Here is a 20,991-nt window from a genome sequence, read left to right as displayed (position 1 = left end):
GGCCTTGGACTGTTCGCTGGCCGCGTCGCGGATTTCCGCCGCCTGCCGCACCACAAGTTGCATGCTGGACTGGATCTCGGCGATCTGGCGCTGCGCTTCCTCGGCCAATTGCACGCCGCCCTGCACCGCGCCATAGGTCTTGGCCACGCGCTCGCGGGCTTGGCCGGAGCCTTGCTGCATGCCGTCCACCATCTCGTCGATTTCCACCGTGGCCTGGCTGGTGCGTTCGGCCAGCTTGCGCACTTCATCGGCCACCACGGCGAAGCCGCGGCCCTGCTCGCCGGCGCGGGCTGCCTCGATCGCCGCGTTCAGCGCCAACAGATTGGTCTGGTCGGCGATATCCTTGATCACGCCGGCAATGCTGCCCACCTGGGCAGAGCGGCGCTCCAGCTGCTCCATCACGGTTTTCACTTCATCCATCGAGGCGGCGACGGAGCCGATCTCCACGCTGACCTTGCCCACCGCTTCCGCGCTCTGCGAGGACAGCGCGCCAGCCTGCTCCACCGCCTCGGCCGTGCCATGGCAGTTGCCGGCGATATGGCTGACGCTGACCGACAGCTGTTCGATGGTGGCGGCGGTGGTTTCGCTGAGGTCCGCGTTGTAGCGCGAGCCCTCGGACAGGCTTTGCGTCATGCGCGTCAACTCGCCGGCGCTGCGGTGCAGCTGCGCGCTTTGCTCGCGCACTTGCAGGAACATGGCGCGTAGCTGCTCCATGAAGCGGTTGAAGGCTTCGGCCACCTGGCCGGTTTCATCGCCGCTCTGCACCGGCAGGCGCAGGGTCAGATCGCCGTGGCCGGAACTCAGCGAGCGCATCGCGTTGCGCAGTTCCACCAGCGGACGGCTGATGAAGCCGGACACCCACCAGATCAACAGCAGCGACAACACCATCACCACCGCGTCGACCGCCACCACCCAGGCGATGGTGCGCGTCACCGCGCCGTAGACTTCATCCGCGTCCATTTCCACCACAACGAACCAGTCGGCGCTGGGCATATAGCTGGAAGCGACGATGGTGGGACCGCCCGGGCCATTGAAATGGGCCAGATTGAAGCCGGATTTGTTCAGCAATTGCGGCGCCACCTCGGCCATGCCCGGCAGGCCGGGCAGCAGGGTTTTATTCTGCATCAGCGCCGGATCGCGGTGCAGGCGCACCTGGCCGCTGGCGTCCACCACATAGACCTGGCCATGCTCGCCCACGGCCATCTTGCGCACGCGCTCGGCCATCTGGGTCACGTCGAAGCCCAGGGCGGCCACGGCGCGATGGCCCGGCTTGTCCTTGTTGGCCAGCACGTTGACGAACATCATCACCTGCTGCTTGCCGGTTTCCGAGCCCAGCGTGAACTGGCTCTCGCGGCCGGAAGCCAGAAAGTCGGCCAGCCACTTGTCGTTGCCCTTCGGGTCCGCCTTGACCGTGCCGTGATCGATGTAGATGTTCAGCGTCGCCTCGGAGGTCCAGGAGATGATGGAGGCGCCGGAGGTCTGCATCAGCGCCTTGGCGTAATGCTGCCAGGCGGCCACGCCGGATTCGGGCTCGCCGGCGGCGGTCCAGTCCAAGAGATAGGTGTTGGCCGCCATCTGCCGGGTCTGGCTCAAGGGCAGCGAGATGGACGCGTCCAGTTCGTTGCGGATGGCTTCCACCGTCGCCTTCAGTTCGTGCTGCTCCAGCCGCTCGGTCAACGCGGTCTTGAACATGCGGGTGGACACCACGCCGGCGATCGCCAGCGAAACAAGCAGGATCAGCGCCACGCTGACCAGGATTTTCTGTTTGACCGACCAGTTCTTGAACATCTTGCTGGCTTCCTGACATGAAAAAAAGGGAAAGCCCGGCCAACCCACTTGCCGGGCGAAACGACGATACCGCAGCGGATTCACTCACGGAATCCACCTTGAACCCATACCGGCGGAATATTGGCGGCAATTGTAACAAGGCTGTACAAGCGCAAGATGAATATTTTGCGAGAGATATCTTGATGTGGAGTAATTACCACACCCACGGCGGATTCAGCTCGGCTGACGGCGCGCCGGCTCGCTGTCGTGCAGGTAACGGGTGTAGATGTCGCGCGGCGGCTGAATGCCGCAATCGACCAGGATGCGCCCCACCGCGCCGCGGTGGTAGCCGCCGTGGGTGATCACCTGCAGCAGCATCTCGGCCCGGCTCATCCGGCCGTGCCCGCCATCGGTGAAGGCGAAATGGATGGTTTCCGACAGCCTCTCGGCGGTAAGACCGGCCACATGGTCGAGATACCAGGCATCGGTGTCGCGCGCGGTTTCCAGCAGCTCGGCCAGTTCCGGCGTGTCCGACGTATTGGTGGCGGCGTAGCCATGCGGCTGGCCGGTCAGATTGCCGCGGAAGATGCGGTCCACCACGTGGATATGGTTGAGGATGCGGATGGCGGCATGGCGCTTCTCTGGGTGAGCCGCCGCGTCAAGCGTCGCCACCATCGCGTACAGCTCTTCATCGGCCCAGGATTTGCATCGAAACAGCGAGTGAAACAGCGCGGTGTTCATCGAAAGTGTCCGGTCGAGATGAAAACGCCATTCTCTCACATGTCATTTCAAGATCATCCCCCTGCCCTATCGGCCATCCCTTCAAAACAAACCCCTAGCATGTGCCGAATAATCTCCTCGTCCGCGTATTTGCCGTAGACACGCAGGTATTCCACCGCCGGATCGCAGGTGCGGGCGTAGTAGCTGTACAGGATCACGTCGGCTGGCAGTTCGGCGCGCAGCTCGCCGGCCTCTTTCGCCTGCTCCACGATGCCCTGCAAAGCCTTGTGCAGCTTGATGGCGCGGCTGACGTAACGCAGGCTGCGCGTCAGCATGCCGCGCACCTGGGGGCTGGTGGATGGCAAAAAGGGCAGGCCGCCGGACAAACGCACCCGCAGCGCCCAGGCCAGCAAATCGCGCAGCCGGCCCAGCGGGCTCAGCGCAGCGTCCTGCGCGGCCAGGTAAGCCTGGGCATCGTCCAGCAGGCGGATCATCACCTCGGTGGCCAGCTCGTCCTTGGACTTGAAATGCTTGTACAGGCTGGGCTTGGAGATGCCGGCTTCGCCCGCCACGTCGTCCATGGTCATCAAGTCGAAGCCCTTGCTGGCCAGCATGCGGGTGGTGGCATCCAGCACCGCCTGTTCCCTCAGCTTGAATGCCTGATCCTTAAAGCTGAGCCTGCCGAGAATACCCATCAGTAACACCTTTTACTAAGTAGTAGCATTTTTTTCTTACCAGTTATATTCTGAATATAAAGCAGCCGACCCAGGCTGCCAAGCAAGGCTTGCACCCGCTTTTTCCATACAGGATTCACGGTGAACACACAGCAGCGACAACGCATCGCCGTCATCGGCAGCGGCATCTCGGGCTTGGCCTCCGCGCATTTTCTGGCGCGCCGCCATCTGGTGACCCTGTTTGAAGCCAACGACTATCTCGGCGGCCACACCCATACCGTCGATGTGGCGGTGGACGGCCTGCGCTTCGCCGTCGATACCGGCTTCCTGGTGTACAACGAACGCACCTATCCCAATCTGATCGCGCTGTTCCGGGAGCTGGACATCCCCAGCCATCCCACCGAGATGTCGTTCAGCGTGTCGCTGGACCACGGCAGGCTGGAATGGGCCGGCAGCAATCTGGACACTGTGTTCGCGCAGCGCGGCAATCTGCTGTCCGCCGGCTTCTGGGGCATGCTGGGCGACATCCTGCGCTTCAATCGGGAAGCCGAGCGCAATCTGGCCCGCGCGGTGCAGTCCCCGTTGACGCTGGGCGAGCTGTTGGACGCCGGCGGCTACGGGCGCCGCTTCCGAGATCACTACCTGCTGCCGATGGCGGCCGCCATCTGGTCCAGCCCCTGCCGCGACATCCTGGCCTTTCCGGCGGAAACCTTTTTGCGCTTTTGCCTGAACCACGGCCTGCTGCAGATCCGCAACCGCCCGCCATGGCGCACGGTGCCGGGCGGCGCGCGGCAATATGTGGACAAGATCGCCGCCGGCCTCGACGACATCCGTCTGGGCACCCCGGTGCTGCGCGTCAGCCGGGTGGACGGCCAAGCCCGTGTCTTGACGCAGGCCAGCGAGGAAACCTTTGACGCGGTGGTGTTCGCCACCCATGCCCCGCAGACGATGCGCTTGCTGGTGGACGCCGACGAACGCGAGCGCGCGGTGCTGCAGGCCGTGCGCTACCAGCCCAACGAGGCCGTGCTGCATTGCGACGACACCCTGCTGCCGCGCCGCCACCGCGCCTGGGCCGCCTGGAACTTCATCGGCGACAGCCACGACGACGGCCAGGCCGTCGGCGTCAGCTATCTGCTGAACCGGCTGCAGCCGCTGCCGCTGGACACGCCGGTCATCGTCACCCTGAACCCGCCGCGGCCACCGGCGGCGGACAAGGTGCTGGGCCGTTTCGCCTATCAGCACCCCCTGCTGGACGACAACGCCATCGCCGCGCAGCGCGCGTTGCGCGGCATCCAGGGCCGCCATGCCTGCTGGTTCGCCGGCGCCTGGACCGGCTACGGTTTTCACGAGGACGGGCTGAAGTCGGGGCTGCGGGTGGCGGCGGACTTTGGCCTGGCGCCGGACTGGGCAAGGATCTGACATGGCCGACGCCTATCTGATCACCGGACAGGTCATGCATCACCGGCTGCGCCCAGCGCGCAACCGATTCGTCTACCCGGTGTTCTGCCTGCGGCTGAAGCTGTCGGCGCTGGAGCGGCTGTCCAGCCTCTGTTTCGGCGTCGACCGCTGGCGGCCCTTGATGCTGCGCACCGCCGACTACGGCCCGCGCGACGGCAGCCCGCTGCTGCCGTGGATACGGGCACGGCTGGCAGAGGCCGGCCTGCCGGCCGACGGCGAAGTGTGGCTGCAGACTTTCCCACGCGTATTCGGCCACGTATTCAACCCGGTCAGCTTCTGGTACTGCCACGACGCGGCAGGCGAGCTGCGCGCGGTGCTGGCCGAAGTGAACAATACCTTCGGCGAACATCATGCTTATTTGCTCAGCGCCGAGCGCGGCGGGGCCATCCAGCCCGCCAGCCAGCTGGTCTGCCGCAAACTGCTGCACGTCTCGCCGTTTTGCCGCGTCGAGGGCCATTACCGCTTCCGTTTCGTCGAGCAAGCCGGCCATGCCCTGGTGCGCATCGATTATCACGACGAGGCCGGCGCGCTGCTCCACACCGCGGTATCCGGCAGCCTGGCCGCGCTGACCTCCGGCCGCGCCCTGCGCGCGCTGCTGCGGCAGCCGCTGCTCACGCTGGGGGTGGTCGCCCGCATTCATTGGCAGGCGCTGCGGCTGTGGTTCAAGCGCGTGCCGTTTTTCCGCAAACCCCATCCCCCCGCCGCGACGCTCAGCCGCGGCCAGGAGACCGCACCATGAGCGCCAGCCAACCCCTCGCTCAACCCCGTCCCGACCTCCCCGCCGCCGGCCGCATGCTGCTGTCGCTGCTGGCCAAGCTGCGCCACGGCAGCCTGCGACTGACCACGCCGGATGGAGAGGAATTATGGTTCGGCCAGCCAAAGCAGCCAGCCGATGCCAGCCTGATCCTGGTTGACTGGCGCGCCTGCGCCCGCATCCTGCAGGGCGACGATATCGGCTTCGCCGAGGCCTACCGAGACGGCTGGCTGGACAGCCCGGACCTGACCGCCCTGCTGCGGCTGGCGCTGCGCAACGAGGACGCGCTGCAGCTGGGCGCGCTGGGGCGGCTGGCCAGCCGGCTGTGGCACCGGCTGCGCCACGCGCTGCGCGGCAACAGCCGGCGCGGCAGCCGCCGCAACATCCATGCCCACTACGATATCGGCAATAACTTCTACCGGCTGTGGCTGGACCCGAGCTGGACCTACTCCAGCGCCTGGTTCGACGGCGATTACCGCCGCTCGCTGGCCGACGCCCAGGCCGCCAAATACCAACGCATCTGCGACGAACTGCAACTGAAGCCCGGCATGCGCGTGCTGGAAATCGGCTGCGGCTGGGGTGGTTTCGCCGAGCATGCGACCCGGCGCGGCGTGGCCGTGCATGGCATCACCATCTCCCAGGCGCAGCTGGACTTCGCCCAAGGCCGGCTGGCCCATGAGCCGCTGGCGAGGCTGGAGTGGCGGGACTACCGGGATCTCCGCGGCCAGTACGACGCCATCGTATCGATCGAGATGTTCGAGGCGGTGGGCGAGCGTTACTGGGGCGGCTATTTCGACACGCTGCGCCGCTGCCTGAAGCCCGGCGGCCGCGCCTTGGTGCAAAGCATCACCATCGAAGAAGCGCGCTTTGAGCGTTACCGCGCCGAAGCCGATTTCATCCAGGCCTATATCTTCCCCGGCGGCATGCTGCCCAGCCGAGAACGCTTCCAGCGCGCGGCGGAACAGCGCGGCCTGGCCTGCCGCAACCGTCTGGACTTCGGCCCCGATTACGCCGAGACGCTGCGCCGCTGGCGGTGCGCCTTCGAAGCGCGGCTGCAGGAGGTGCGCGCCCAGGGCTTCGACGAGCCCTTCATCCGCCTGTGGCGGCTCTATCTGTGCTATTGCGAGGCCGGTTTCGACGAAAACCGCATCGGCGTATCGCAATTCTTGCTGCAAAGGAACTGAATCATGCGCCGCCCGGCCCTGCTCGCCATCATCGCCTTGCTGGCCGGTTGCGCCGGCCCGGCGGTCAGCGATTACGCCGCCAACCGCCCGCTGCTGGACCCGGGCCGGTTTTTCCTCGGCAAGACCGAGGCCTGGGGCATGTTTCAGGACCGACAGGGCCGTCTGGTGAAGCGCTTTACCGTGGCGATGGACGGCGAACGCCGCGGCGACGAAGTGGTGCTGAACGAGCGCTTCCAGTACAGCGACGGCACGCGGCAACAACGCGTCTGGCGCTTGCAGCCGCTAGGCGGCGGCCGTTGGCGCGGCCAAGCCGCCGACGTGGTGGGCGAGGCTCAGGGCGAAGCGGCCGGCAATGCGCTGCGCTGGCGCTATACCTTGCGGCTACCGGTGGACGGCAAGGAATACGACGTCCAGTTTGACGACTGGATGTTCCTGCAGGACGACAACAGCCTGCTCAACCGCGCCACCATGAGCAAATTCGGCTTCCCGCTCGGCGAAGTCACCCTGTTTTTCCGCAAGCCGGAGTCTGCGCGATGAAACTGCGCCTGAACCCGGCGATACCGGACTGGCGAGCGCGCCGGGTCTGGGTGATAGGCGCGTCCAGCGGCATCGGCGCCGCCCTGGCCGCCGAACTGCTGGATGCCGGCGCGGAAGTGATCCTGTCGGCGCGCCGCGCAGAGCCGATGCATGCCTTGGCCGACGGCCGCCCCGGCGCGCGGGTGGAAACGCTGGACGTGACCGATCCCACTTCGTGGCGCTCGGCCTGGGCGCGGCTGGAGGATGCCGCCGCGCTGCCGGACCTGGTGGTGTTCTGCGCCGCCGACTACCGGCCGCAGACCAGCCTGGACCTGCATGCCGAGGAAACCCGCCGCTTGCTCGACACCAATCTGCTCGGCGTCTACCTTGGCTTGGAGGTGGTGCTGCCGACGATGGCGCGCCAGGGTCGCGGCGGCGTGGCGCTGATCGCCAGCGTCGCCGGCTATGTCGGCTTGCCGGGCGCAGTCGTGTACGGGCCGGGCAAGGCGGCCCTGATCAACCTGGCGGAAATCCTGTACGCCGAACTCAAACCGCTGGGCTTGGCGGTGTATCTGGTCAATCCGGGCTTCGTCGCCACGCCGCTGACCGCCAAGAACGACTTCGCCATGCCCGGCCTGCTATCGCCGCGCGCCGCCGCCGGCAACATCATGCGCGGCCTGGCCCGCGGCCGTTTCGAAATCCATTTTCCCTGGCGCTTCACCCTGTGGCTGAAGCTGTTGCAGCTGCTGCCGTACTGGCTGCGGCTACCCTTGTTGACGAGGTTGGCACGCTGATGAAACGCATCCCTTCTCCCGACGCCTGGCAGGCGTTGCTGGACTGGTTCCAGACCTTGACGCCGGACAGCCTTGGCGAGATAAGCCGCTATTACGCGGACGAAGCCCGCTTCAAAGACCCGTTCAACGATGTGCGCGGCGTCGCCGCCATCGAAGCGGTGTTCCGCCACATGTTCAAGACCGTGGACGAGCCGCGCTTCACCGTGCTGCACGCGCTGCGCGATGGCGATCAGGCCTTCATCACCTGGGATTTCGACTTTGCCTATTCCGGCCGCCGCGTCAACATCCATGGCGGCAGCCATCTGCGCTTCGACGCCGATGGCAAGGTGATGCTGCACCGCGACTACTGGGACGCGGCGGAAGAGCTGTTCGAAAAGATTCCGCTATTGGGACTGCCTATCGCCTGGATGCGCAGGAAGCTGCGCGTGCCGGCATGAAGCCGGCTTTCCGCGGCAATAAGGCCGCGCTGCCGGCCAAGCCCTGCGCCGCCTGCGGCAAAACCATGGTTTGGCGCAAAAAATGGCAGCGAGACTGGAACGCAGTCAAATACTGTTCCGAACGCTGCCGCCGCCAGCGGGCAGGCCAGCCATGAGCGCGACGCTGTACTGGCTGCGCCAGGACTTGCGGCTGGACGACAACCCGGCTTTGCTGGCCGCCTGCGGTTCCGCAGCCTTGCTGCCGGTGTATTGCCACCGGCCCGCCCGCGACAGCGGCTGGGACTTCCCGCGTCTGGGCCGCCACCGCGCCGCCTTCATCGGCCAGGCCCTGGATAGCTTGCGCGCCGCCTTGAGCAGCCGCGGCAGCGCGCTGTGCGAGTTGCAAGGCCTGCCGGAAATCGTCTTGCCGGCGCTGGCGCGCGAGGTCGGCGCCGATCGCGTGGTATGCGAGCGCATCGCCGCGCCGGAGGAAGAGGCCGAAGCGTTGGCGCTGCGCCAAGCCGGCCTGCAGGTGTGCGAAATCTGGCAATCCAGCCTGTTCCTGCCGGAACAGCTGCCATTTGCCATCGAACGGCTGCCCGCAGTGTTCACCGCCTTCCGCCGCTCGCTGGAGCAAGCCGGACCACAGCCCTTGCCGCCGCAAGACGCCCCAGCCGCCTTGCCGCCCTTGCCGGCCGCCTTGCCGCCCTTGCCGGCCGGCTGGACGCCGCGCGAACCGCCTGCCCGCACGCCGGTGGCCATCGAACCGCGCTCGTCCTTTCCCTACCATCTGCCGGCATGCCATGGCGGCGAAGCCGCGGCGCGCGCCCATTTCCAGCAATACCTGGCGCGCGGACTGCCGCATCGCTACAAGGCGACGCGCGATCGGCTGTACGGCGTCGACTTTTCCAGCAAGTTGTCTCCATGGCTAGCCAGCGGCGCGCTGTCGCCGCGCCGGGTCTGGCAAATGCTGAAAGCGTTCGAAGCCAGGCACGGCGCAAGCGAAGGCAGCGGCTGGATAGGCTTCGAACTGCTGTGGCGCGATTACTTCCGCTTCCTGCACCTGCAGCATGGAGCGCGGCTCTATCACGCCGCCGGCTTGTCAGCCCTGCCGCCGCCCGCGCATGATGTGGCGGCGTTCCAGCGCTGGCGAAAAGGCGAAACCGGCCAGCCCCTGGTGGACGCGGCCATGCGCGAGCTGAGCGCCAGCGGCTATCTGTCCAATCGCTTGCGCCAGGTGGCGGCCAGCTATCTGATTTACGAGTGCGGCGGCGACTGGCGCGCCGGCGCGGCCTGGTTTGAATCGCAGCTGATCGATTACGACGCATGCAGCAACCAAGGGAACTGGCTGTATATCGCCGGCCGCGGCACCGATCCGCGCGGCGGCCGCCGCTTCAATCCCGAGCGCCAGGCGGCGGAGCACGATGCCCAAGGCCGCTACCGTGCGCTGTGGAGCACCGCATGAGCGCGCGCAGGCGGCACGATCCGCGCCCGCGCCAACCTCCAGACCGATGATGGGAACCAATATGTGGAAACGACGCATCACGCTGCTCGCCCTGGCCACGGCACTGCTCGCCGGTTGCGACACCGCGCCGCCGCCCGGCATCGCTCCGGTGCGGCCCTTCCAACTGACGCGCTATGAGGGCCGCTGGTACGAGATCGCCCGGCTGGACCACCGCTTCGAGCGCGGCCTGACCGCCGTCAGCGCCGACTACAGCCTGAACCCGGACGGCAGCATCCGCGTGGTCAACCGCGGCTACGACCCCGCCATCGCCGGCTGGCGCGAAGCGGTGGGCAAGGCCTGGTTCAATGGCCTGTCCGATGTCGCCTCGCTGCGGGTATCGTTCTTCGGGCCGTTCTACGGCGGCTACCATGTGGCGGCGCTGGACCCGGACTACCGCTGGTCGGTGGTGGTGGGGCCGGACAAGGACTATCTATGGCTGCTCGCGCGCGACAAGCATCCGCCGGCGGCCGCCAAAACGGCCTTGCTGGCGGTGGCGGCAAAGCTGAAGGTGCCGGCCGACCAGCTGATCTGGGTAGAGCAGAACCGTGCCGACAACTAAGACGCGCCTGAATCCGGACAAGCTGCTGAACAGCAAATGGACCGCCGCCGCGCCGGGCGGACCGGTGCAGACGGTTACGCTGGAGGCCGTCTACACCCGCCGCCAATCCGAACTGCCGTGGCGCGCGCTGACCGACGCCGCGCAATGGCTGCAAGGCTGGAAATAGCTTCGCGCCGAGTCTGGCGAAACCGATAGCCTCAGGCGGCCGGCTTGCCGTAGGCGAGCAGAAACACCTCCACCGCCGACGCCACCCAGGCAGGCCGAGCCGCCTTTGGAGCCAGCTCATCCACCAGGCCGGTGATCATCGCCACCTGGCATTCCGCATGCAGCAGGCCATGGAAATGCATGGCCGCCGTCCACGGCGAGGTTTCGCGCAGGCGTCCGGCCTGCATCTCCGCCGTCATGAATTCCGCCAGCTTGCCCCAACCGACCTTGGGACCATGTTCGTAGAACAGCAGCCCCACTTCGGAACGGCTGCCGCTGCCCATCACGATGGCGCGCAAGGCCCGCAGCTCCGGGCTGAACAGATTGTCCAGATACGCCTCGCCGAAATCCTGCAGCACCGCCGCCAAGTCGCCGCCCGGCACCAGCCTGACGTAAACCTGGGACATCTCTGAGGCCAGACAGGCCATCACTTCCAGAAACAGCGCCTCTTTGGACGAGAAGTAGTTGTAAAGCGTGGCCTTGGAGCCGCCGGCGCGGGTGGAAATCTCCGACATCGACGCCGCCTCGTAGCCGCGCTCCAGAAACACCTCGGTCGCCGCGGCGACGATCGCCTGACGCTTGCTTTCGCTTTTTGTACGCATATCCACCTTTAAACTGAACCGTACAGTTCAATTTTTCTTGACAGGGCATTTAGCTCGAAATATAACTATACCGTACCGTACGGTTTAAACCAATAACACCCGGATAGAGACCATGAGAATCCCCAATCCTTCGCCGCATCCGCTGCCCGCCATCGGCCTGCTGGCCGCGCTGGCGCTGCTGAGCGGCTGCGCCGTGCTGCCCGACATGGGCCCGGCGCCGCAACCCAAACCGCTGCAACAATACCAGAATACCCAAAGCCTGCCCTCCGGGCAGGCTCAATGGGCCAACAGCCAATGGTGGCTGAAATACGACGACGCGCAGCTCCACCAGCTGATGGACGAGGCCCTGCGCCAGGCGCCGGACCTTGCCGCCACCCGCGCCCGCGTCGAGCGCGCCGAAGGCTTGGCCCAGCAAGCCGGCGCCGCACTGCTGCCCGGCGTGGATCTGAACGCGGCGATCAACCGCGACAAACAAAGCTACAACAACGGCATGCTGGCGCCGACGGGTTTCAACACCAGCGGCCGCGCCACGCTGGACTTCAGCTACGAGCTGGACTTCTGGGGCAAGAACCGCGCGGCCGTCGCCGCCGCCACCTCGGAGCTGACCGCCGCCCAGGCCGACGCGGCCGAGGCCCGGCTGATGCTGACCACCTCGCTGGCCGCCGGCTATGCCGAGCTGGCGCGGCTGTTCGCCGAACGCGACGCCGCCGCGCAGGCGTTGGACGTGCGCAGCCACACCGCGCAGCTGCTGCGCGAGCGGCAACGGCAAGGCATGGAAACGCTGGGCAGCGTGCGCCAGGCCGAATCGCGAGAAGCCGCCGCCCGCGCCGACCTGGAAGCCGCCGACGAGAGCATCGCGCTGCAACGCCACAGTCTGGCGGCCTTGATCGGCGCCGGGCCGGACCGCGGCCTGGCCATCGCCCGGCCGGCATCCGGCCTGTTTCGAGGCCAGCAGCTCCCGGCTGCGCTGGCGGCCGAGCTGCTGGGCCGCCGACCGGATCTGGCAGCCGCCCGCCTCCGCGCCGAAGCCGCGGCCAAACGCATCGACGTCGCCCAGGCCCAGTTCTACCCCAACGTCAATCTCACCGCCTTCGTCGGCGCCCAGTCGCTGGGGCTGGACCTGTTCGCCAAGAGCGGTTCCGGCATAGCCGGAATCGGCCCGGCGATCAATCTGCCTATTTTCCGCGGCGGCCAATTGCAGGGCCAGTACCGCGTGGCCCGCGCCGATTACGACGCCGCCGTCGCCAGCTATGACGCCACCTTGAGCCAGGCGCTGCGCGAAGTGGCCGATGCCGTCAGCAGCCAGGCTTCGCTGACGCCGCAGCTGGAACAACGCCGCCTGGCGCTGCAAACCGCCGATGAGGCCTACCGCGTCAGCCAGAACCGCTACCAGGGCGGCTTGGCCAACTATCTGGACGTGCTGAACACCGAAGACACGGTCATCGCCAGCCGCCGCAGCCTGGCTTCGCTGGAAGCCCGCCGCTTCTCGCTGGACATCGCGCTGATCAAGGCGCTGGGCGGCGGCTATCAACCATCCGAACAACAGGCCGCCCGCTGAGGCCGCCGGCAAACCCAAACAAGGACTACCCACCATGAGCGAAAACGTACAAGCCCTGCCGGCCTCCGAAGCGCCCGCCGCCGCCGGCAACCCCATGCAACGCAAGAAGCTGTTCACCCTGCTGTTCGGCGCGGTGGCCGCCGCCGCCGTTGCCTACGGCGCTTACTGGACGCTGATCGCCTCCCGCCACGTCAGCACCGACAACGCCTATGTCGCCGCGGAGATCGCCCAGGTGACGCCGGAAGTGGCCGGCACCATCAAGGAAGTCAAAGTCGTCGATACCCAGCCGGTGAAGGCCGGCGACGTGCTAGTGGTGTTGAACGACAGCGACGCCAAACTGGCGCTGGCCCAGGCCGAGGCCGACCTCGCCCGCGCCGAGCGCCGGGTGAAGGGCTACTTCGCCAACGACGAGGGCCTAAGCGCCCAGGCCCAGGCGCACAGCGCCGATCAGGCCCGCGCCGCCGCCCAGCTGGCCTCGGCCCGCGCCGATCTGCAACGCGCCAAACTCGACCTGCAGCGCCGACAGGCGCTGGCGAAAAGCGGATCGGTGTCCGGCGAGGAATTGAGCAACGCGCAGAATGCCTTTGCCACCGCCGAGGCCAATCTGAAAGCCGCCGAGGCCGCCAGCCGCCAGAGCGAGGCCAATTACCGCGCCGCCGTCGGCAGCCTGAAAGCCAACCAGACGCTGACCGCCGACAGCACGGTGGACAGCAATCCGGAAGTGGCGCTGGCGCGCGCCAAACGCGACCAGGCCAGACTGGACCTGCAACGCACAGTGATCCGCGCCCAGGTGGACGGCGTGGTGGCCAAGCGCCAGGCGCAGGTGGGGCAGCGCGTGCAGTCCGGCACGCCGTTGATGTCGGTGGTGCCGCTGCAGGACGCGCATGTGGACGCCAACTTCAAGGAAGTGCAATTGAGCAAGGTACGCGTCGGCCAGCCGGTGGAGCTGACCGCCGACCTCTACGGCGGCAAGGTGGTCTACCACGGCAAAGTGGCCGGCCTGTCCGGCGGCTCCGGCGCGGCGTTTGCCATGATTCCGGCGCAGAACGCCACCGGCAACTGGATCAAGGTGGTGCAGCGGCTGCCGGTGCGCATCGCGCTGGACCCGGCCGAACTGAAGGCCCATCCGCTGCAGGTGGGGCTGTCGATGGAAGCCACCGTCGACGTCAGCGAGTGAGGCCGCCATGTCTAGCGCGAATCCCGCGGCCGGCGGCATCCAACAGCCGCTGACCGGCAATATGCTGTGGCTGGCGGCGCTGGTGCTGGCCGCCGCCAATTTCATGGTGGTGCTGGACACCACCATCGCCAATGTGTCGGTGCCCAATATCGCCGGCGGCCTGGCGGTGTCGTCCAGCCAGGGCACCTATGTCATCACCTCGTACGCGGTGGCCGAGGCCATCACCGTGCCGCTGACCGGCTGGCTGGCGGCGCGGCTGGGCACCGTGCGGCTGTTCGTCGGCTCCATGCTGCTGTTCGGCGTGTTCTCCATCCTGTGCGGCCTGGCCGGTTCGCTGGAGATGCTGGTGCTGTTCCGCGTGCTGCAAGGCCTGGCCGGCGGCCCGCTGATGCCGATGTCGCAGACGCTGCTGCTGCAGATTTTTCCCAAGCATAAGGCCGGCGCGGCGATAGGCTTGTGGAGCATGACCACGCTGATCGCTCCCATCATGGGGCCGATCCTGGGCGGCACCTTGTGCGATCAGGCCAGCTGGCCGTGGATCTTCTACATCAACGTCCCCATCGCCCTGGGCTGCGGCATGCTGGGCTGGAATCTGCTCAAGCGCTACCAGAGCCAGGTGGTGAAGCTGCGCGTGGATGTGATGGGGCTGGCGCTGCTGATGGTATGGGTGGCCTCGCTGCAGCTGATGCTGGACAAGGGCAAGGAGCTGGATTGGTTCGGTTCGCCGCTGATCGTGGCGCTGGCCATTACCGCGCTGGTCGGCTTCGCCGCCTTCCTGATCTGGGAGCTGACCGAGGCCCAGCCCATCGTCAACCTCAGGGTGTTCCGCCATCGCGGCTTCTGGGCCAGCGTGCTGACCATCTCCCTGGCCTTCGGCTCGTTCTTCGGCGCCACCGTGCTGACGCCGCAATGGCTGCAGACCTATATGGGCTACACCGCCACCCAGGCCGGCTACGCCACGGCGATGAGCGGCATCCTGGCGGTGACGGTGGCGCCGATCGCGGCCAAGCTGTCAACCCGGCTGGACCCGCGCAAGCTGGTGTTTTGCGGCGTGATGTGGCTGGGCTGCGTCACGCTGTACCGCAGCTTCTCCACCACCGACATGGGTTTCTGGCAAGTGGCGCTGCCGCTGCTGTTCCAGGGCCTGGGCATGCCCTTCTTCTTTGTGCCGCTGACCGGGCTGGCCATGGCCAGCGTGGAACCGGCGGAGATGGCGTCCGCCGCCGGCCTGATGAGCTTCATGCGCACGCTGTCCGGCGCCTTCGCCACCTCGTTGGTCACCACCGCCTGGGACGACAAGGCCAGCTACAACCACGCCGAGCTAGCCGGCATGGTGGATTCGAGCGGCGACGCGCTGCGCGCGCTGACCGGCGGCGGCATCAGCGACGGCGCGGCCTGGGGCACCATCGAGCATGCGCTGCAGACGCAGAGCATCATGCTGTCCACCAACCAGATCTTCTGGCTGGCCGGCCTGTCCTTCGTGGTGGCCGCCTGCGCCATCTGGCTGGCGCCCAAGCCTAAGCGCGTGGCCGACACCAGCCAGGCGCACTAAGACGCCTGGCTGCCGATTTCACCAGCTTGCCCCGCGCCCTTGTGGCCGGGGCTTTTTTCATCCTGTCTACAAGACCAGCCCTTACATATCGACACCTTCCTGTAACAGACCTTTACATATAGTGCGTGGTATCAATATGACAAACGATCGCCATGACCGGCCGGCGCCTTCGTCCCCCAACACCTACAGACAGGACACCCCTTACACATGAAACACGCTATGACGCGGCTGGCGCTGACGCTCGCCGCCGCCCTCGCCGGCCAAGCCGTCCAGGCCGACCCCCTCCTGCCCATCCGCCAGCACACCTTCGCCCAGGCCTGCCAAGCGCAATGGGGCGGCGAAAGCGCGCGCAGCCAGTGGGTCAAGGACGATGGCCGCGGCGGCCTGGCCTATGCGCCGCTGAACGGCAACGGCGACCGCATCATGGACTTCTCCAGCGCCGGCTATATGGGCGGCGGCGTGGCGCTGCCCGCCGCGCCGGTGAAGGCGACGGTGAAACCCAGCGGCAACGCGGCCAGCGACCTCGCCAACATCCAGGCCGCCCTCGCCAAGGTGGCCGCCTTGCCCGCAATCAAAGGCGTGCGCGGCGCGGTGCTGCTGGCGCCCGGCACGTTTCTGCTGAATGAGCCGATCCCACTCAACCAGGACGGCGTGGTGCTGCGCGGCAGCGGTTCCGGAGCGGGCGGCACCGTGCTGAAGGCCGCAGGCGACGGCCACTTCATGCTGAGCCTGGGCGGCGCCAATGGCAGCCTGACGCCCAGCAGCGCCGCGGCCGCCATCACCGACAGCTATCTGCCCTCCGGCGGCCAAGTCCTGCATGTCTCCGACGCCTCCGGCTTCCAGCCCGGCGACGCGGTGATGGTGCGCCGCCGCGCCAGCGCCGAGTGGATACACTTCATGAACATGGACACCCTGGTGCGCGACGGCAAGCCGCAAACCTGGATCAATGCCGGCAACAACAACGAGTACTGGCTGCGCACCGTCACCGCGGTCAACGGCAAGCAACTGACGCTGGACATCCCGCTGTCCGACTCCTTCGACAGCGGCTATCTGGGCCCGAACGGCGGCAGCGTGCAGAAATACCAGGCCAGCGGCCTTGCCGGCCAGATCGGCGTCGAGCATCTGGCGCTGGAAGGCCTGCCGCGCGGCGCGGGCGCCGACTACGGCGTGGCCACGCTGGACAACCTGGCCGATGGCTGGCTCAACGACATCCAGGCCCACAACTTCACCACCGGCGTGGTGGTGGGCAAGCAGGCGCGCCGCCTCACCTTGGAAAGCATCGCGCTGAATCACGACCACAACAACGTCGATTGCAAGGGCGCCAAGGAGTTTGAATTCAGCATCGCCGGCAGCCAGGTGCTGGTGGACCGCAGCTCGTCCACCGGCAGCAAGAAATCGTTCTACTACGCCACCCAGTCCCAGGCCGTCGGCCCCAATGTGCTGCTGCATTTCACCGGCCGGGCGGAAGCCTGCGGCAATATCGAACCGCACCAACGCTGGGCCACCGGCCTGCTGGTGGACAACGCCGACGTCAGCGGCGCGATCGGCCTGGGCAACCGCGGCACCGACGGCAGCGGCCACGGCTGGAGCATGGGCTGGGGCGTGGCGTGGAACGCCAAGGCCGATCAGCTGGCCATCGCCGCGCCGCCCGGCGGCACCAACTGGGCGATAGGCAGCAGCGGCCAGCTGACGCCGTATCTGCCGGACGCCAAGCAACTGGACCCGGCGCCCAAACTCGGCGCGGTGGACTCGCCGGGCGTGCGCGTCGGGCCGGACAGCTTGTATCTGATGCAGCTGTGCCAGCGGCTGGGGCCGCAGGCGGTGAAGAACATCGGCTACTGATAGCCGGGTGAAACGACAAGAGGCCCGGATGGGCCTCTTTCATTTTGATCCCGGCAAGGATCAATCGTCCCGCGTCAGCACTTCCAAGAGTTCGATCTCGAACACCAGATTGGAATTGGGAGGAATGCGGTCGCCGATCTGGCGTTCGCCATAGGCCAGATGCGCCGGCACCCACAGCTTGCGCTTGCCACCCACCTTCATGCCCATCATGCCTTGGTCCCAGCCCTTGATCACTCGGCCGGTGCCGATCACGCACTGGAACGGGCGGCCCTTGTCCACGGAGGAGTCGAACTTGGTCCCATCCTCCAGCCAGCCGGTGTAATGAGTGGTGATCAGCGCGCCGCGCACGGCTTCCTTGCCCTCGCCCACCACCAGGTCTTCCATCTTCAACTCTTCGCTCATTGCTTTCATCCACAAACGCCGCGCGGGCGACAAAAGCGTATTGTAACCCGCGCCGCGCACTCTGGATCAGGCGTCCCAGGCCGGAGCGAAGTCCGGATCGGCGATGCGGCCGCCGTCTTCCAGGCCGGCGATGCGCGCCATGTCCGCATCATCCAGCCGCAGCGTCAACGCCGCCAGGTTGGCCGCCAGATTGGCGCGCTTGGTGGACGACGGAATCACCGCGATGTCCTGTTGCAGCTGCCAGGCCAGCGCCACTTGCGCCGCCGTCGCGCCGTGTTTCTGGCCGATGGCCTGCAGCAGCGGATCATTCACCACCCGGCCGTAAGCCAAGGGCATGTAGCCGGTCAGCGCGATGCCGTGCTGGCGGCAGAAGGCGCGCACCTTCAGGTTTTGCAGATACGGATGCACTTCCAGCTGGTGGGTGGCGATGGCGCCCGCGCCGACGACGGCGATGGCCTGCTCCAGATGCTTGATGGTGAAGTTGGATACGCCGATCTCGCGGGTCAACCCCAATTGTTTGGCCTCGGCCAGCTGCTCCATATACACCGCCATAGGCACTTCGTCCTTAGGCGACGGCCAGTGGATCAGCGTCATGTCCACCTGCTCCAGCCCCAGCTTGTCCAGGCTTGCGCGCAGGCTGGGAATCAGCTTGCCCTGGGCAAACTGGTCGGTCCAGATCTTGGTGGTGACATACAGCTCGCCGCGCGGCAGGCCGCTCTTGGCGATGGCGCGCCCCACATCCGCCTCGTTGCGGTAGATCTGCGCGGTGTCGATATGGCGGTAGCCCAGCTCCAGCGCCATGGCGACGGCGTCTTCGGCCTGTTGTTCCTTGAGGCGGAAAGTCCCCGCTCCCAGTTTTGGCATTTGCATGATGCGTTTCCTTATTGTGTGAGGCCGGGCGGGGAGCGCCCGGCGCAAGAATCAGATACGGTCAGCCGCGATCGGCATGCTTTCATCATCGACAGCGTCCAGCCTACCGGACCAAGCCGTCAACAGCCAAGCCGCCAACACGATCAAGGCGCCCACCCACGGCGTGGCCATCAGCCCCAGCCGCTCGACAACCAGCCCGCCCAAGCCGGCCCCGCCGGCGATGCCGACATTGAAGGCCGCGATGTTCAGGCCGGACGCCACATCCACCGCATGCGGCACGCGCGCCTTGGCCTGCGATACCACGTAGAGCTGCAAGCCGGCCACATTGCCGAAGGCCACCGCGCCCCAGGCCAGCGCCGTCAGCGCCACCAGCCATTTGGAGCCGGCGGTGAAGGTCAGGGCCAGCAGCACCAGCGCCAAGCCGGCGAATATGATCTTCAAGGCGGCCACCGGCCCCTTGCGGTCGGCCAGGCGGCCGCCCCAGATATTGCCCACGGCCACCGACACGCCGTACAACAGCATGATCAGCGCCACCGCGCCCGGCGCGTAGCCAGCCTGATGCTCCAGCATCGGCGCCAGAAAAGTGAAGGCGGTGAACGAGCCGCCATAACCCAGCGCGGTCATCGCATACACCAGCAACAGACGCGGCTGGGCCAGCACGGCCATCTGGCTGGCGAAAGAGGTGGGCGCCGGCTTGGGCAGATTGGCCGGCACCAGGATCAGGCTGCCCAGCAAAGCCAGCACGCCGAGCAGCGCGACGGCCAGGAAAGTGGCCTGCCAACCGAAATGCTGGCCGATGAAGGTGCCCAGCGGCACGCCGGTCACCAGCGCCACGGTCAGTCCGGAGAACATCAGCGCGATGGCGCTGGCGCCCTTGTCCTTGGGCACCAGGCTGGTGGCCAGCGTCGAGCCTATCGAGAAGAACACGCCGTGCGCCAGGCCGGTCAGCACGCGGGCGGCGATCAGCGCCTCATAGCCCGGCGCCTGCCAGGCCACTAGGTTCCCGACGGTGAACAGCGCCATCAGACCGCTCAACAGCCACTTGCGCGGCAGGCGGCCAGTCAGCGCCGTCAGCAGCGGCGCGCCGACGGCCACGCCCAGCGCGTACAGGCTGACCAAGAGGCCGGCCGACGGCAGCGACACCTGGAGGCTGGCGGAAATGGTGGGAATCAGGCCGACGATGACGAATTCCGTCGTGCCGATGGCGAAGGCGCTGAGGGTGAGCGCCCATAGTGCGAGAGGCATGCTGTGCTCCTGTTTCCCATCCCATTTAGAGCCGATGACTTTGTCGGCTGCGCTGCGCGGGCCTTGCCGTACTGGATGTACTGTCTGCGGCCCTGCTCGCTTGCCTTCGCGTCCTCGGCTCCAACTGGAATGGGTGGGTTTGAAATCAGGACACCGATTGTCCGCGCTTGCCCGGTACGGAAAAATGGGGTGTAGTGAGAAGGTCTTTTGCGTGGAAATTGATAATGCTCAGCACGGAAAGCCTGATTACGTTTATTGCAATCATGGATTGCGGCTCGTTCACCGCCGCCGCCGACAAGCTTGGCGTCACGGCCTCCAATGTCAGCCGCAGCTTGGCGCAGCTGGAAAAGCAGCTGGGCGTGCGGCTGCTGACCCGCACCACGCGGCGGCTGGACCTGACAGCGGAAGGCGCCTGGCTGCTGGAACGCGCCCGCGCCATTGTGGAGAACCTGAGCGACACCGAGCAGCAGCTGCAAGCCGCCGCCGCCCGCCCTTCCGGCCTGGTGCGCGTCAACGCCGCCATCCCGGTGCTGGATCATCTGCTGGCGCCTCATCTGGCCGGTTTCCAGGCGCGCTATCCGGATATCCGGCTGGAGCTGACCGGCGCGGAGGCGGTGGTGGATCTGATCGCCGAAGGCGCGGATCTGGCGATACGCGTCGGCCCGCTGGCCGACTCCACCCTGAACGCGCGCCTGCTGTGCGAAAGCCCGCTGCGCCTGGTCGCCGCGCCTGGCTATCTGCAGATGCGCGGCCGGCCGCAAACGGCGGCGGACCTGGCCAGCCACAGGCTGCTCGGCTTCACCAGCCCGGCCACGCTGAACCTGTGGCCCCTGGGGCCAAACGGCCTGCGCGTGACGCCGTCGCCGGCCGCATCCAGCGGCGCCACCTTGCGCGCGCTGGCGCTGCAGGGCTGCGGCATCGCCTGTCTGGCGGACTTCCTGGTGGGGCCGGACATCGCGGCCGGAAGGCTGGAAGCCATCCTGCTGCCCGAGCGCCAAGCTTGGAAACAGCCGATCTGGGCAGTGTTCTACAAACAAGGCCGCCCGCTGCCGCGCATTGCCTGTCTGGTGGACTATCTGGCGGCGGCGCTGGCTTGAATCCAGCCTGCGGAGATTTTCAAACCACCGACACGCAATGCCATTAGAATAAGCCAGGACCGGGGAACTCCCCTGCCCCGCCGGTCTCATACCCAG

At 66.9% G+C, this 20,991-nt stretch carries 22 protein-coding genes; 15 read left to right on the top strand and 7 right to left on the bottom strand.

Annotated features, from left to right (window positions below; all coding sequences use genetic code 11):
• The 3 genes from JHD59_RS14050 to JHD59_RS14040 form a co-directional block, all read right to left on the bottom strand.
• Positions 1 to 1,788: methyl-accepting chemotaxis protein (locus JHD59_RS14050; RefSeq protein ID WP_199154696.1), on the bottom strand; the 1,788-nt coding region annotated here is incomplete at its 3' end.
• A gap of 213 nt (positions 1,789 to 2,001) precedes the next feature.
• Complete coding sequence (locus JHD59_RS14045; protein WP_199154695.1) at positions 2,002 to 2,508, bottom strand: DinB family protein; 507 nt, start codon at positions 2,506 to 2,508, stop codon at positions 2,002 to 2,004.
• A gap of 53 nt (positions 2,509 to 2,561) precedes the next feature.
• Complete coding sequence (locus JHD59_RS14040) at positions 2,562 to 3,182, bottom strand: TetR/AcrR family transcriptional regulator (protein WP_199154694.1); 621 nt, start codon at positions 3,180 to 3,182, stop codon at positions 2,562 to 2,564.
• Between the two features lie 120 nt (positions 3,183 to 3,302).
• Between JHD59_RS14040 and JHD59_RS14035 the strand changes: the two genes are divergently transcribed.
• The 10 genes from JHD59_RS14035 to JHD59_RS13990 all read left to right on the top strand — a co-directional run bounded on the left by JHD59_RS14035 (position 3,303) and on the right by JHD59_RS13990 (position 10,512).
• On the top strand, positions 3,303 to 4,580 hold the full coding sequence (locus JHD59_RS14035) for an FAD-dependent oxidoreductase (protein ID WP_199154693.1): 1,278 nt from the start codon (positions 3,303 to 3,305) through the stop codon (positions 4,578 to 4,580).
• Between the two features lies 1 nt (position 4,581).
• Entirely contained in the window at positions 4,582 to 5,358 is a 777-nt protein-coding gene (locus JHD59_RS14030; protein WP_199154692.1) for a DUF1365 domain-containing protein, read from the top strand.
• A complete protein-coding gene (locus JHD59_RS14025; RefSeq protein ID WP_199154691.1) occupies positions 5,355 to 6,557 on the top strand; it encodes a cyclopropane-fatty-acyl-phospholipid synthase family protein in 1,203 nt (400 codons plus the stop codon). The genes JHD59_RS14030 and JHD59_RS14025 overlap by 4 nt, the downstream gene beginning before the upstream one ends.
• Before the next feature lie 3 nt (positions 6,558 to 6,560).
• Positions 6,561 to 7,094 carry a DUF3833 domain-containing protein gene (locus JHD59_RS14020; protein ID WP_199154690.1) on the top strand — a complete coding sequence of 178 codons (534 nt, stop codon included), beginning with the start codon at positions 6,561 to 6,563 and terminating at the stop codon, positions 7,092 to 7,094.
• On the top strand, positions 7,091 to 7,867 hold the full coding sequence (locus JHD59_RS14015) for an SDR family NAD(P)-dependent oxidoreductase (protein ID WP_199154689.1): 777 nt from the start codon (positions 7,091 to 7,093) through the stop codon (positions 7,865 to 7,867). Before JHD59_RS14020 ends, JHD59_RS14015 begins: the two co-directional genes overlap by 4 nt.
• On the top strand, positions 7,867 to 8,304 hold the full coding sequence (locus tag JHD59_RS14010; protein WP_103321262.1) for a nuclear transport factor 2 family protein: 438 nt from the start codon (positions 7,867 to 7,869) through the stop codon (positions 8,302 to 8,304). Before JHD59_RS14015 ends, JHD59_RS14010 begins: the two co-directional genes overlap by 1 nt.
• Positions 8,301 to 8,459, top strand: coding sequence for a DUF2256 domain-containing protein (locus tag JHD59_RS23330; protein WP_103321263.1), 159 nt, complete (start codon positions 8,301 to 8,303; stop codon positions 8,457 to 8,459). The genes JHD59_RS14010 and JHD59_RS23330 overlap by 4 nt, the downstream gene beginning before the upstream one ends.
• The gene (locus tag JHD59_RS14000; protein WP_199154688.1) at positions 8,456 to 9,748 is read left to right on the top strand and encodes a DASH family cryptochrome; all 1,293 of its coding nucleotides are present in this window, start codon (positions 8,456 to 8,458) and stop codon (positions 9,746 to 9,748) included. The genes JHD59_RS23330 and JHD59_RS14000 overlap by 4 nt, the downstream gene beginning before the upstream one ends.
• Positions 9,749 to 9,809: 61 nt before the next feature.
• Positions 9,810 to 10,346: a lipocalin family protein gene (locus JHD59_RS13995; RefSeq protein ID WP_199154687.1), complete on the top strand. Its 537-nt coding sequence runs from the start codon at positions 9,810 to 9,812 to the stop codon at positions 10,344 to 10,346.
• Positions 10,333 to 10,512, top strand: coding sequence for a TIGR02450 family Trp-rich protein (locus tag JHD59_RS13990; protein ID WP_199154686.1), 180 nt, complete (start codon positions 10,333 to 10,335; stop codon positions 10,510 to 10,512). The genes JHD59_RS13995 and JHD59_RS13990 overlap by 14 nt, the downstream gene beginning before the upstream one ends.
• Before the next feature lie 31 nt (positions 10,513 to 10,543).
• Here JHD59_RS13990 and JHD59_RS13985 read toward each other — a convergent pair whose 3' ends face one another.
• On the bottom strand, positions 10,544 to 11,152 hold the full coding sequence (locus JHD59_RS13985) for a TetR/AcrR family transcriptional regulator (protein WP_199154685.1): 609 nt from the start codon (positions 11,150 to 11,152) through the stop codon (positions 10,544 to 10,546).
• 112 nt (positions 11,153 to 11,264) lie between these two features.
• On the opposite strand from JHD59_RS13985, the gene JHD59_RS13980 reads away from it, so the two are divergent.
• The 4 genes from JHD59_RS13980 to JHD59_RS13965 all read left to right on the top strand — a co-directional run bounded on the left by JHD59_RS13980 (position 11,265) and on the right by JHD59_RS13965 (position 17,281).
• Complete coding sequence (locus JHD59_RS13980) at positions 11,265 to 12,710, top strand: efflux transporter outer membrane subunit (RefSeq protein ID WP_199154684.1); 1,446 nt, start codon at positions 11,265 to 11,267, stop codon at positions 12,708 to 12,710.
• Between the two features lie 34 nt (positions 12,711 to 12,744).
• Positions 12,745 to 13,887, top strand: a complete 1,143-nt coding sequence (locus tag JHD59_RS13975; protein WP_304491748.1) for an HlyD family secretion protein — start codon at positions 12,745 to 12,747, stop codon at positions 13,885 to 13,887.
• 7 nt (positions 13,888 to 13,894) lie between these two features.
• Positions 13,895 to 15,439, top strand: a complete 1,545-nt coding sequence (locus JHD59_RS13970) for a DHA2 family efflux MFS transporter permease subunit (protein WP_199154683.1) — start codon at positions 13,895 to 13,897, stop codon at positions 15,437 to 15,439.
• Between the two features lie 207 nt (positions 15,440 to 15,646).
• Positions 15,647 to 17,281 (top strand): hypothetical protein, encoded by a 1,635-nt coding sequence (locus tag JHD59_RS13965; protein WP_199154682.1) that lies wholly within the window; start codon positions 15,647 to 15,649, stop codon positions 17,279 to 17,281.
• Between the two features lie 60 nt (positions 17,282 to 17,341).
• Here JHD59_RS13965 and JHD59_RS13960 read toward each other — a convergent pair whose 3' ends face one another.
• The 3 genes from JHD59_RS13960 to JHD59_RS13950 all read right to left on the bottom strand — a co-directional run bounded on the left by JHD59_RS13960 (position 17,342) and on the right by JHD59_RS13950 (position 19,798).
• Positions 17,342 to 17,683, bottom strand: coding sequence for an FKBP-type peptidyl-prolyl cis-trans isomerase (locus JHD59_RS13960; RefSeq protein WP_043624571.1), 342 nt, complete (start codon positions 17,681 to 17,683; stop codon positions 17,342 to 17,344).
• Positions 17,684 to 17,749: 66 nt separating this feature from the next.
• On the bottom strand, positions 17,750 to 18,553 hold the full coding sequence (gene dkgB, locus JHD59_RS13955; protein ID WP_199154681.1) for a 2,5-didehydrogluconate reductase DkgB: 804 nt from the start codon (positions 18,551 to 18,553) through the stop codon (positions 17,750 to 17,752).
• A gap of 51 nt (positions 18,554 to 18,604) precedes the next feature.
• Complete coding sequence (locus JHD59_RS13950) at positions 18,605 to 19,798, bottom strand: MFS transporter (RefSeq protein WP_199154680.1); 1,194 nt, start codon at positions 19,796 to 19,798, stop codon at positions 18,605 to 18,607.
• Between the two features lie 224 nt (positions 19,799 to 20,022).
• On the opposite strand from JHD59_RS13950, the gene JHD59_RS13945 reads away from it, so the two are divergent.
• Entirely contained in the window at positions 20,023 to 20,895 is an 873-nt protein-coding gene (locus JHD59_RS13945; protein WP_103321273.1) for a LysR substrate-binding domain-containing protein, read from the top strand.
• Positions 20,896 to 20,991: the final 96 nt, after the last annotated feature.

Source organism: Chromobacterium sp. ASV23, assembly GCF_016428945.1.
Taxonomy (GTDB): domain Bacteria; phylum Pseudomonadota; class Gammaproteobacteria; order Burkholderiales; family Chromobacteriaceae; genus Chromobacterium; species Chromobacterium sinusclupearum.
Note: the sequence above shows the minus strand (reverse complement) of the source record. Positions and strands in the feature narration are given on the sequence as shown.